Source organism: Micromonospora solifontis, from assembly GCF_003725545.1.
GTDB lineage: Bacteria > Actinomycetota > Actinomycetes > Mycobacteriales > Micromonosporaceae > Micromonospora > Micromonospora solifontis.
This window is the reverse complement of record NZ_RJLN01000060.1, coordinates 22,726-32,586: the sequence shown is the minus strand read 5'-3', so window position 1 is coordinate 32,586 and position 9,861 is coordinate 22,726. Positions and strand designations below refer to the sequence as shown.

Here is a 9,861-nt window from a genome sequence, read left to right as displayed (position 1 = left end):
CCGACCCGGACGCCCCCTCGACGTCCGGCCCGGATCCGGCCGGCGGGTGCAGGTCCAGCGCGGGCGCGAAGGTGACCACCCCGGAGGCCCGGTCGACCAGGTACACCTTGGCCTGCGGGCCGACCCCGGCGAAGCTGTCCACCGGGCGCCAGATCTCGTACGTGCGCCCCTCGTGCTCGCGGGCGGCGGCGCCCAGCTCCACCGAACCGGCCGGCACCTCCACGCCGAGCAACAGGTCCAGCGCCTCGGCGGTCCGCGCGAGCGGCGCCCGGGCCGCCCGGAACACCTGGCCGGCCTGGCCGGTGCCGGTGCCGAGCAGCTCCGCCTCGACCGGCTCGCAGTGGTGCATGCGTACGGTCACCTCGGTCTCACCGGCGGGCAGCAGGGCCGGCTCGGTGGTGACGAACACGACCGGTCGGGGGTCGGCGCCCCGGGCGGCGGCGACCCGGGTGCCGGCGGGGATGCGGACCTCGCCCCGGTCCGGGCTGGTCCGGCTGAACCGGACGTCCGCCCAGGCCGCGGCGGGCGGGTGCCGGGTGACCCCGAGCAGGTTGAGGAAGGCCACGTACGCCTTCTCCGGCAACTGGTTCAGCCGGTAGATCATCACCTCGGTGAGGTACGCGAACGCCTCCAGCAGCGCCATGCCCGGGTCGTGCGCGGACAGGTCCGTCCAGTCGGGGCAGGACCGGCGGATCCGCTCCCGGGCCTCGGTGACCAGGTCGAGGAAGGCACGGTCGTCGAGATGCGGCACCGGCAGGGTCATGACGTGGCCTCCTCGGTGGGGTCGTCCGGGGCGTCCTCGGGCAGCAGGTCGACGGAGAAGACCAGCTGGCCGGGGGAGAGGCTGGCCCGCACCCGGTAGTCCAGCCGGATCACCAGCCGCCACGGGTCGTCCGGGTCGGGGCCGGCGTCCACGCCGATCACCTCGACCCGGGGCTCCCACCGCCGGATCGCCTGCCGTACGTAGTGGATGGCCAGACCGGCGGTGGTGTCGTCGTTCGGGGCGAAGACCAGCCGGTGCAGCCGGGAGCCGTAGCCGGGGCGCATCAGCCGCTCCCCGGGGGTGGTCGACAGCAGCAGGAACAGCGCCTGGCGTACCGTCTCGTCGCCGTCGGTCATCGCGAGCCCGCCGGCGGCGGTCAGCGCGAGGCCGCCGGTGCGACCCGCGTCGAAGCCGGCGCCGACGAAGCGGAAGGCCCTCATGCGTCCGCCCCCAGGAAGGTCTGCCGCGGGTCGCGGACGGTGTGGTGGACCAGCCCGGGCGGGGTGCCGTCGGTGAGGCCGTCCAGATTCGACAGCACCACCCGGTGCCCGTCCACCCGCAGCCAGGCGCTGTAGCCGACGGTCACCGTCAGCGTCTTGGCGCAGGGTTTGATGGTCGGGCCGTAGTTCGGGCAGGCGGTGATGTCCCGCCCTTCCGGGTCGGTCGCCACCAGCACCGGTACGCCGGACACGGTCACCCACCGCTGGGAGGGGCGGTTGGCGACCCGGCCGTCGTGGTCGCAGGTGATCAGCGAGTCCCGGTGGATCCAGCGCATCAGCCACCTCCGTGGGCGCGGGCGAGGGAGCGGGCCTGGGCGGCGGCGGTGTCGGCGTCCTCGGTCGCCGTCGCCTGCAGGAAGTCGACGGTGCGGGCGCGGACCACCATGGCCCGGCCGGGTGCGGAGAGCACCAGGTCGCCGGCGGCGTGCACGGTGGTCAGCTCGGGGCGCAGCTCGACGAAGCTGCCCGCGTCGGTGGCCAGCCGCAGGGTGCGCGCGTCGTCGTCGATGACGATCGACTGGCCGGTGCCGGTCCGCATCGACCAGCGCCGGGACCGCCCGGACACGATCCCCGCGTCGTACGGCTCGACCGCGCCGAAGAGCGAGCCGAGCACGATGCCGGACGCCGGCTCGCCGCCGGGGAGCGCCACCAGCACGGTGTCCTCCGGGTCGGGCAGCGCGACGATGCCCTTGCCCCGGCCGGCGCCCGGGCAGACCACCGCGAGCCAGCCCGCGTCCAGGTCCCCGTACGCGGGCAGGGTCACCCGGGCCCGGCCCAGCCGGTCGGGGTCGTCGACGTCGGTGACCGTGCCGAGCGTGACGGTGGCCGGGGCGGGCGCGGCGGCCGGCGGTGGCGGCGGCGGGACGGTGGAGAAACGGGTCAGGTGGCCGTTGCCGTCGACGGTGTGCACCACCTCGGTGAGCACGTACACGCCCGCGTACGGTTCCGGGACGCCGGCCAGGGCGATCCGCCGGCCGGGGCGCAGCGCCGGGTCACCCTCGGCCGTCCCCTCGGCGGTGACCAGGGCGGCGACCCGGGCGTCCAGCCCGGCCTGGGCGAGGGCGGCGAGTTCGTCGTCGCTGCGCCCCGGCTGGTCCACGGCGGTGCGGGCCCCGGCCGCGCCGACCCCGGCGGGGTCCGGGCGCAGCGGCACCCGCCGGCCGGAGCGGGCCTCGTCGGCCTGCTGGCGCAGCGGCTCGGCGCGCTGCGGGTGCCAGCCCAGCGCCACGGCCTCCCCGCCGGCCCGGTCCAGGTTCTCCGCGAGACGCAGGGCGTGCACGGTCTCGCCGAGGGCGAGCGGGACCGGGTCGCCGTAGCCGTCGAGGGTGAGCAGCCGCAGCCGCTCGCCGTCCACCGCCAGGTGCAGCCCGGCCCGTCCGGTGACCTCGCGCAGCAGCTCCAGGTCGGTGTGCCGGTGCTGGAGCAGCCGGTCCAGCCGCGGCCCGTCGGTGTCCGCGTCGACGGTGAGGCCGAGGTCGGTGCAGAGCACGCCGGCCAGGTCGGCTGCGGTCACCGACTCGAACACCCGCAGCTCCTGCCGCTTGCGCAGCCGGTGCAACGGGTCGTACGCCCGGACCCGCAGCAGGGCCGCGCCGTCGGCGGCGTACTCCACCTCGACGCCGGTCACCTCGCCGGCGAACAGGGCCTCCGGCTGGCCGTCGAGGCGGACGTCGACGGTGGCGCCGGGGCGTACCGGCGGGTCGAGGGCGGCGGCGCCGGGCGCGGCGGCGAGGGTGAGCTCGCACTGAGTCGGCAGGTCCAGGCGGGCGGCGACCCGGACGCCGCGCAGCCGGCGCGGGTCGGCGAGCGGGGTCCCGTCGAGGATCACGGTGGTGGCCCGGTTCACGGCGCACCTCCCGTCCCACCCGGCACCGGGGCGGTGAGCGGCGGCACGGCGAGGGCGGTGCCCGCCGGCACGGTCAGCGGGTCGCTGATCCGGTTGTGCTCGGCGAGCAGCCGCCAGCGCAGCGGCGAGCCGAGCGCGTCGTGGGCGAGCAGGTCGAACCGCACCCCGGAGAAGCCCGGTTCGGCCGCGCCGTCCGCGGCGGCGACCACCGCCGACCCGGGTGGCACGGCCGGGGTGGCGGCGGTGGCCAGCTCCTCCTCGAAGCCCGCCTGGGCGGCCTCGGCGTTCTCGGCCACCCGGACCAGCTTCAGCCGCAGCCAGGAACGCCGGGGTGTGCCGGTGAGGGTGAACGCGTCGAACCGTTCCGCGATCGCCACGATGACCCCGGGGACGTTCCAGGTCTTGCCCCAGACCAGCCGGACCAGCGGCGGCCGCAGCCAGCCGTGCTCGGCGGTGGAGTTCTCCGCCAGCAGCCACAGCGGACGGGTGAGGGCGCGGACGTCCTCCGGGCGGACCTGGGTCTCCACGAAGTCGACGTCGAAGAGCAGGTCCAGCACCAGCTCGGTACGGCCGCCGCCGGTGAACAGCAGCGGATCGTCGGCCAGGCCGGTCCCGGTGAGCTGGCCGTCCGGGGCGCCCCGGGGGCGTACCCCGGCCAGCCGGGTGACCTGCACGGTCTCCGGGTTGAGCAGGCAGTCCACCCGGACGCCGGTCTCGTCCACCAGGAAGGCGACCCGCTCCATCACTCACCCGCCTGTTCCCGGTCGAGCCGGCGCAGCCGCATGGTGTCGGTCGGGTCCGCCCAGGGCCGCCACAGCTCCCGGTCGTCGGGCAGCGCCGGCCACGGATCCCGGGGTCGGTGCGTCCCGTCGGGGACGGCGGGGCCGGGGGCGTCGGTCTCCCCGGGCAGCGCCGGCCAGGGTGCGCCGAGCGTGCCGCTCCACTCCGGACCGTGGTCGGCAGAGCTGGCCGGGAGCGGGTTCGAGTGCGTTTGTTGCGCCCCCGGCGACAACAACCGCACCCGAAGGCCGGCGGCCGGCGTCCGCTCCCACCGCTGCTCGGCGGTGCCGGGTCGGCGGCCGTCCCGCTGCCGGTCGCTCCGGGTCGTGCCGTCCGGCCACGCCGGGTGGTCCACCCGGGGGCTTCCGTCGGCCCGCGGCGCCTCACGTCCCGGCCACTCCGGCCGGCCGCGGTCGGTGGCACGGTCGGCCGGGCCGGGAACGGACGCGGCGGCTCCGGACGCGAGCCGGGGTCGGGTGGGTGGGGCGCCGGGGGTGGTCCGGGGGGACGCCGCGCCGCCGGCGGCCGGAGCACGGTCATCGGCCCGCCCCGGGGTGCGCCGTCCACCGGTACGACCGGCGCCGGTCCGCCCGGTGACACCGCCGGGCCGGTCGCCGCTCCCGGGCCCGCCCGGGTCCGGGCCCTCCCCGTCGGTGCGGCGCCCCTCAACGGCGCGGCTCCGGCCGGCGGCACCGGGTCGGGCGGTGTCCGCGTCCCGGCTCCGCCCGGGGGTGCCCGGCCCGGCGGTGCCCGTGTCCCGGCTCCGCCCGGGGGTGCCCGGCCCGGCGGAGCCCGTGTCCCGGCCGCGTCCGGACGCAGCCGGCCCGCCGGAGGCCGCATCTCCCATGGCACCCGGCCGAACGACGTTCTCGGCGCCGCTTTCGGGCCGCCCGCCGCTGTCCGTCCCCGCCCACCCCGGTTCCGCCTCCACCTGGCCCGCCCGGTCGTCCCGGCGGGCGGAACGCCACCGCGATCGCGCCCAGCGCGCCCATCGCCCACCGCCCTCCGCCAACCCACCGTCACCGCCGAGCCCACCGTCGCTGTCGTGCCCGCCGTCGCTGTTGATCAAGGGGTTTGCGTCGTCGAACGGCACGGATCCGACGCGAACTCCTTGATCAACGGGGGAGGGCGTCGGGTGGAGAAGGCCGGGGGCGTGGGCGGCGACGAGGCGCAGCCAGTGCTCCGGGGGCTCGCCGGGGCGGCGGGTTAGCGGCGGGGCCGGATCGACCGCCGCGGGTGGCCGGCCGGCGGGAGCGGGCGGCGGGGCGAGGCGGTCGGCGGCGGCCCGCAGCGCCCGGGCCAGCCGGTCACGCTGAGGTCGGGGCGGCCGCACTGCCCGACTCCAGTTCCAGCCCCTCGTACGCCAGGGTCAGCGCCTCGATGGCGATCTCCTGCGCGAGGGTGTTGAGGTGCGCGCCCCGCCACCGGGTCGGCCACGCGTTGATCATGTTCCAGCGCAGCACCTCGGTGGTGCCGGCCGGGTCCAGCAGCACCACCGACACGTTGCGCCGGCTGACCGTGCCCTTCGCCGCCGCGTTCACCCAGTCCCAGAGTTCCCGCGACTGGGTGAGGCCGAAGTGGAGGGTGACCGGGGCGTACTCGGCCTGGCCGGGCACCGCCCGGATCCGCTCGTTGCCGGCCTCCTTGTACGTCACCGACGGGATGTGCACCTCCAGGCCGCTGACCTCCGTGAAGTGCCCGTTGGTGATCCCATTGATGAGCAGCTTGAAGTGGTAGGCCCGGTACGGGTCGACGGGCGCGCCCGGCTGCGGGGTGGCCGTGGTCGGCATGTCAGCCTCCGATCGTCTCGGTCTCGGTGCCGCCGGCCCACTGGCTCAGCTTGAACACCACGAACTCGGCGGGCTTGACCACCGCGATGCCGATGTGCGCGACCACCATCCCGGCGTCGCGGACGTCGGCCGGGTTGGTCTCCTCGTCGCACTTGACGAAGAACGCCTCCTCCGGCGTCCGCCCGAGCAGCGCGCCGTCCCGCCACACCCGGGTCAGGAACGCCCCGATGTCCCGGCGGATCGACCGCCAGAGCGTGTAGTCGTTCGGTTCGAAGACCATCCACCGGGTGCCGTTGGCGATGGCCTGCTCGATGGCGATGGAGAGCCGCCGGACGTTGAGGTACCGCCACTCGCTGGCCTCGGCGGCGAGGGTGCGGGCGCCCCAGAGCCGGATCCCCTCGCCGGCGAAGTAGCGGATGACGTTGACCCCCTTGGGGTTGAGCACGTCGTGCTCGGGGCGGGTGACCAGGTACGCCAGGTCGACGGCGCCGCGTACCGGCTCGTTGGCGGGGGCCTTGTGCACCCCGCGCAGCGCGTCGGTGCGGGCCCAGATGCCGGCCACGTGCCCGCTCGGCGGGGTGAGCACCAGGTCGCCGCCGAGCGGGTCGCGTACCTTGATCCACGGGTAGTAGAAGGCGGCGAAACTGGACTCCCGGGGCCGGTCGCCGTCGGTCCGGTCGTCGTCGGCGGGCTTCGCCGGGCCGTCGCCGGGCTTGCCGGTGGGCTTGCCGTCGTCCGGCCGGGCCACCCGGGTCAGCCGGGAGATGTCGGGCACGTCCGGCGGCGGGTCGCAGATGGCGACCATGGTGCGCAGCCGTTCGGCCATGCTGATCAGCGCCTCGTGCGACACCGGGTCGTGGTAGCCGGGGGCGGCCAGGATGGAGATCTCGTCGATCGCCTCCAGCACCTGCAGCCCGCCGCGCCGCCCGCCGGTGCCCATGAGCCGGCCGCCCTCGCCGACGTTGACCACCCAGCACCGGGTGCCCCCGTTGTCGAGGAAGCCGAAGACCGCCCGGGCCAGCGGCGTGCTCTCCAGGTGGTCCCCGTCGGCGTACAGCCGGAGGAACTCCGACCAGCTGTTCACCGCGAGGGCCTGGTCGACGTGCGCGGTGCGGTCCGGCGCGACGCCGACGAAGGCGGCGGTGCTGGTGCCGACCGGGCCGATCGGGCGGGCGCCGCTGGGGACCTCCTCGACGTAGATGCCGGGGGAGAAGTAGTTGGGCATCGGTCCCTCCTCGGGGAGACGGCTCAGTCGGGGGCGCAGACGATGACGAGGTCGGGGTCGGCGGGGTCGAGGTCGGCGGTGAGGGTGCGGCCCCGCCCGATCAGGCGTACCCGGACCGGCCGGTCCGGGGCCTGCGGGTCGTGCGGGACACCGACCAGCCGGAACCGCCCGCCGTGGTCGGTCTCCGTGGCGTACGGGGTGCCCACGAGTTCGACCCGCATGGCCGCCAGGGGCTGCTGTTCCGGCCCGACCACCCGCCCGTCGAGGGTGCGCAGGTCCAGCTGCCGCAGTTGCAGCGGGTGCCGCACCGGGGGCGCGGCCGGCAGCGGCCGGGCGATCCGCGCCGGCACGTCGACCAGCAGCGCCGGCCGGGGCGCGACCCCGAAGGCCCGCCACAGGTCGGGGTCACCGGCGGCGAGCACCACCTCCGGCTCGCCGGCGGTGGTGGCGGCGGCGAGCACCCGGTCCAGCGCGGGGAGCGCGGCCGGTCCGGCGCCGGCGACCAGGAGCCGGACCACGAACCGGTACGGCTCCCGGGTCCCGCCGCTGCCGGCGGTCTGCCGGGCCGGTCGTAGCTCCAGCGGCCAGACGGTGAGGCCGCCCTCCGGGTCGTCGCGGGGCGGGGCGACCGGGACGGCGTGGCCCGCCGCCCCGGTCAGCCAGGTCGCGAGGTCCGCGACGGCGGCCTCGATCGCGCCGGTCATCGCGGCGGGGTCCCCTGGATCCGGTACGCGATGGCCTCGTTCCACACGTGCGGGTAGACGCCGATCTCGAAGTACCGGGTGAACCGGTTGATCGGCGCGTTGCTGTGGTCGTGCCAGAGCAGCCACACCGGGGCGATGGTGAACAGCACGTAGTTCAGCACCACCAGCGGCAGGTAGAGCGGGCCGAGCAGGCGGGCTTGGAGGATGTGCACGTCCTCGTGCCGCTGGATGCCGGGGCTGGAGCCGGCGCAGACCGTGCCGATGGTGGTGGCGTAGCGGGGCGAGACCCCCTCGACCACGTTGACCCGGCCGCTGGCCTGGGAGACCACCCGGTCGAGCTGGTGCCCGAAGACCAGGTGCAGGGCCAGGTAGAGCGCGCCGACCACGGTGTTGAGCAGGCTCCAGGTGTGGTCGACCACGAAGAGGAAGATCCCCTTCGGGTCGGCGCCGTACGTGCCGGCCGAGGCGACCGCCCAGCCGAAGGGTGCGCCGACCAGCAGCCCGACGACGGCGCCGACGAGCAGGCCGACGACGCCGCCGGCCAGCTGGCCGAGCAGGGCGCCCAGGACGATGTGGACGGCGGCGCTGATGATGCCGAAGACCATGGGGGTCACCTCTCTCAGACCCACGAGCGGAGGTAGCGGGGCTCGCGTCCCTGCGCGAGCTGGGTCGGCGACGCCTGCGTCGCCTGCCGGTTGCCCGGCGGCAGCTGGTTGATACCGAGGGCGGCGGAGAAGATGACCAGGCCGTTGAAGAACGCGATGATCCACTTCTCCGGACCGGCGTCGTCGGCGAACGCCGCCGTCAGGTACGACAGCGCGAGGGCGATGCCCAGCGCGATCCACTTGCGGGCCTTGTCGCCGCTCGGGCCGAGCAGCCCGCCGATGACGTTGGTGGCCAGGAGGGTGGCGGCGCTGGCGCCGGTCAGGCTGCCCAGCGCGGCCCAGGTGAAGAGATCGTTCACGGCGATCTCCCTTCGGTTGGTGCGGTGGTGCGATCGGGGTGAGGTGCGGCGCCTGGGCCGGTGGGCCCGCTCGCCCGGGTTGCGGTGCCGCGCCGGTCAGGCCGGACGGTCGGTCCGGGGTGCCGGCGCGGGGCTGGTGGTGGCCGGCGCGGTGGGGGCCGGGCCGGTGGCCGGTGCGGGGCCGGCCGATCCGGGGGTGGCCGGTGCGGGACCGGCCGGGCCGCGGGGACGGCGGAGCAGCAGGACGACGACCACGGCGACCAGCAGCAGGACGACCACGCCGCCGACCACCAGCAGCCAGGGGAAGCCGCCGCCGGAGGGGGTCGGGTCGGCGGTAGCGCCGGCCGACGCCTGCGCGGGGGCCTCCGCCTCGGCGACCAGTTCCGCGGGCTTGGGCTTGTTGCTGTCCACCTTCCAGGTGACCGACCGGCCGTTGACCGTGCCGTTGGTGGAAAGCACCCGGCCCGGGAACGTCACCGATATCTCGAACGACATCAAGGTCACGAATGCGCGGCGGGTTCCCGGATCTTTCTCGGCCACCTTGCCCGCGTATTTATCGGGGTCCAGCGGAAATGTGAACCGGTAGCGGTCGCCGGTGCGAACCAGATTCACGCTGTCGCTGGTGAATTGCGCCAGCGGCTTTTTCCGGTACGCCACCTGCACCCCGTAGAACTGGGCGTCCTCGTACCGGCTCTCGTCGCCGGCGGGCAGCGTGGGCAGTTGCCGGCGCATGTCGGCGAAGGCGACCTGGACGTCGGGGTTCCGCTGCTTGAGCAGGTTCTTGTCCGCGGTGACCAGGAGTTGCCCGCTGACCGTGTCGTCGGCGTTCACGGTCAACCCGAGATTGAGTTGCATGCAGCCGCTCAGCGCCGCCACGAGGACGAGACACACCGCGACGCGAAATGCCCGGCTGCGGCGGAGTCCCGTATTCATGCGGACAGTGTGTGTGATCGCTTTCACACACCGCAGTCAGCGATCGGTCACAGGCTTGTCGCCGATCTTACCGGCCACCCCTCCCATTCGGCCGAGCCGGAAAAGAAGGGCGATCGATATTCTGAAGGGTTGACCATTTCCGGTTCCCGGCCATGATCCGGCCGGGCCCGAAATCGGCCGCCACCGGCCGGTGCGGCCTCGCCGCGCTGCACCCGGCACCGCCTGGTCCGGGCCGCCGGTCCGGTTGCACGGCGACGCCGCCGCCTGGCCGTCGCCGGGACGGTGCCGTCCGAGGCGGCGCTGGCCTTCACCGCAGCGCGGGCCGTCACCGCAGCGCTGGCCTACAACGCAGCGCC

The 9,861-nt window shown here is 75.5% G+C and carries 11 protein-coding genes and 1 pseudogene; all 12 read right to left on the bottom strand.

Translation table 11 applies throughout. From position 1 onward, the window contains the following. Nucleotides 1–763, bottom strand: a pseudogene (locus EFE23_RS19605) (putative baseplate assembly protein); the annotation flags it as partial. Beyond that, on the bottom strand, nucleotides 760–1,203 hold the full coding sequence (locus EFE23_RS19600; protein WP_123242396.1) for a GPW/gp25 family protein: 444 nt from the start codon (nucleotides 1,201–1,203) through the stop codon (nucleotides 760–762). The gene EFE23_RS19600 and the pseudogene EFE23_RS19605, both read right to left, overlap by 4 nt. Beyond that, nucleotides 1,200–1,538: a hypothetical protein gene (locus EFE23_RS19595; RefSeq protein WP_123242395.1), complete on the bottom strand. Its 339-nt coding sequence runs from the start codon at nucleotides 1,536–1,538 to the stop codon at nucleotides 1,200–1,202. Before EFE23_RS19595 ends, EFE23_RS19600 begins: the two co-directional genes overlap by 4 nt. Continuing rightward, nucleotides 1,538–3,109, bottom strand: a complete 1,572-nt coding sequence (locus EFE23_RS19590; protein WP_123242394.1) for a phage baseplate assembly protein V — start codon at nucleotides 3,107–3,109, stop codon at nucleotides 1,538–1,540. The genes EFE23_RS19595 and EFE23_RS19590 overlap by 1 nt, the downstream gene beginning before the upstream one ends. Further along, nucleotides 3,106–3,852 carry a CIS tube protein gene (locus EFE23_RS19585; protein ID WP_123242393.1) on the bottom strand — a complete coding sequence of 249 codons (747 nt, stop codon included), beginning with the start codon at nucleotides 3,850–3,852 and terminating at the stop codon, nucleotides 3,106–3,108. Before EFE23_RS19585 ends, EFE23_RS19590 begins: the two co-directional genes overlap by 4 nt. Further along, on the bottom strand, nucleotides 3,852–4,244 hold the full coding sequence (locus EFE23_RS28035; protein ID WP_148058485.1) for a hypothetical protein: 393 nt from the start codon (nucleotides 4,242–4,244) through the stop codon (nucleotides 3,852–3,854). The genes EFE23_RS19585 and EFE23_RS28035 overlap by 1 nt, the downstream gene beginning before the upstream one ends. 952 nt (nucleotides 4,245–5,196) lie before the next feature. Beyond that, complete coding sequence (locus EFE23_RS19575) at nucleotides 5,197–5,679, bottom strand: phage tail protein (protein WP_123242391.1); 483 nt, start codon at nucleotides 5,677–5,679, stop codon at nucleotides 5,197–5,199. A gap of 1 nt (nucleotide 5,680) precedes the next feature. Further along, nucleotides 5,681–6,904: a phage tail sheath family protein gene (locus tag EFE23_RS19570; RefSeq protein ID WP_123242390.1), complete on the bottom strand. Its 1,224-nt coding sequence runs from the start codon at nucleotides 6,902–6,904 to the stop codon at nucleotides 5,681–5,683. A 23-nt stretch (nucleotides 6,905–6,927) separates the two neighbouring features. Then, on the bottom strand, nucleotides 6,928–7,608 hold the full coding sequence (locus tag EFE23_RS19565; RefSeq protein ID WP_123242389.1) for a carboxypeptidase regulatory-like domain-containing protein: 681 nt from the start codon (nucleotides 7,606–7,608) through the stop codon (nucleotides 6,928–6,930). Next, nucleotides 7,605–8,213 carry a glycine zipper family protein gene (locus EFE23_RS19560; protein WP_123242388.1) on the bottom strand — a complete coding sequence of 203 codons (609 nt, stop codon included), beginning with the start codon at nucleotides 8,211–8,213 and terminating at the stop codon, nucleotides 7,605–7,607. The genes EFE23_RS19565 and EFE23_RS19560 overlap by 4 nt, the downstream gene beginning before the upstream one ends. Before the next feature lie 14 nt (nucleotides 8,214–8,227). Next, complete coding sequence (locus tag EFE23_RS19555; RefSeq protein ID WP_123242387.1) at nucleotides 8,228–8,572, bottom strand: hypothetical protein; 345 nt, start codon at nucleotides 8,570–8,572, stop codon at nucleotides 8,228–8,230. A 96-nt stretch (nucleotides 8,573–8,668) separates the two neighbouring features. Beyond that, on the bottom strand, nucleotides 8,669–9,427 hold the full coding sequence (locus EFE23_RS19550) for an LppM family (lipo)protein (protein WP_123242400.1): 759 nt from the start codon (nucleotides 9,425–9,427) through the stop codon (nucleotides 8,669–8,671). Nucleotides 9,428–9,861 lie beyond the last annotated feature (434 nt).

Excerpts from the sequence above, each read along its gene's own strand:
- EFE23_RS19565 (WP_123242389.1), bottom strand. The coding sequence starts at position 7,608 with ATGACCGGCGCGATCGAGGCCGCCGTCGCGGACCTCGCGACCTGGCTG.
- EFE23_RS19600 (WP_123242396.1), bottom strand. The coding sequence starts at position 1,203 with ATGAGGGCCTTCCGCTTCGTCGGCGCCGGCTTCGACGCGGGTCGCACC.
- EFE23_RS19560 (WP_123242388.1), bottom strand. The coding sequence starts at position 8,213 with ATGGTCTTCGGCATCATCAGCGCCGCCGTCCACATCGTCCTGGGCGCC.
- EFE23_RS19550 (WP_123242400.1), bottom strand. The coding sequence starts at position 9,427 with ATGCAACTCAATCTCGGGTTGACCGTGAACGCCGACGACACGGTCAGC.
- EFE23_RS19575 (WP_123242391.1), bottom strand. The coding sequence starts at position 5,679 with ATGCCGACCACGGCCACCCCGCAGCCGGGCGCGCCCGTCGACCCGTAC.
- EFE23_RS19585 (WP_123242393.1), bottom strand. The coding sequence starts at position 3,852 with ATGGAGCGGGTCGCCTTCCTGGTGGACGAGACCGGCGTCCGGGTGGAC.
- EFE23_RS19570 (WP_123242390.1), bottom strand. The coding sequence starts at position 6,904 with ATGCCCAACTACTTCTCCCCCGGCATCTACGTCGAGGAGGTCCCCAGC.
- EFE23_RS19595 (WP_123242395.1), bottom strand. The coding sequence starts at position 1,538 with ATGCGCTGGATCCACCGGGACTCGCTGATCACCTGCGACCACGACGGC.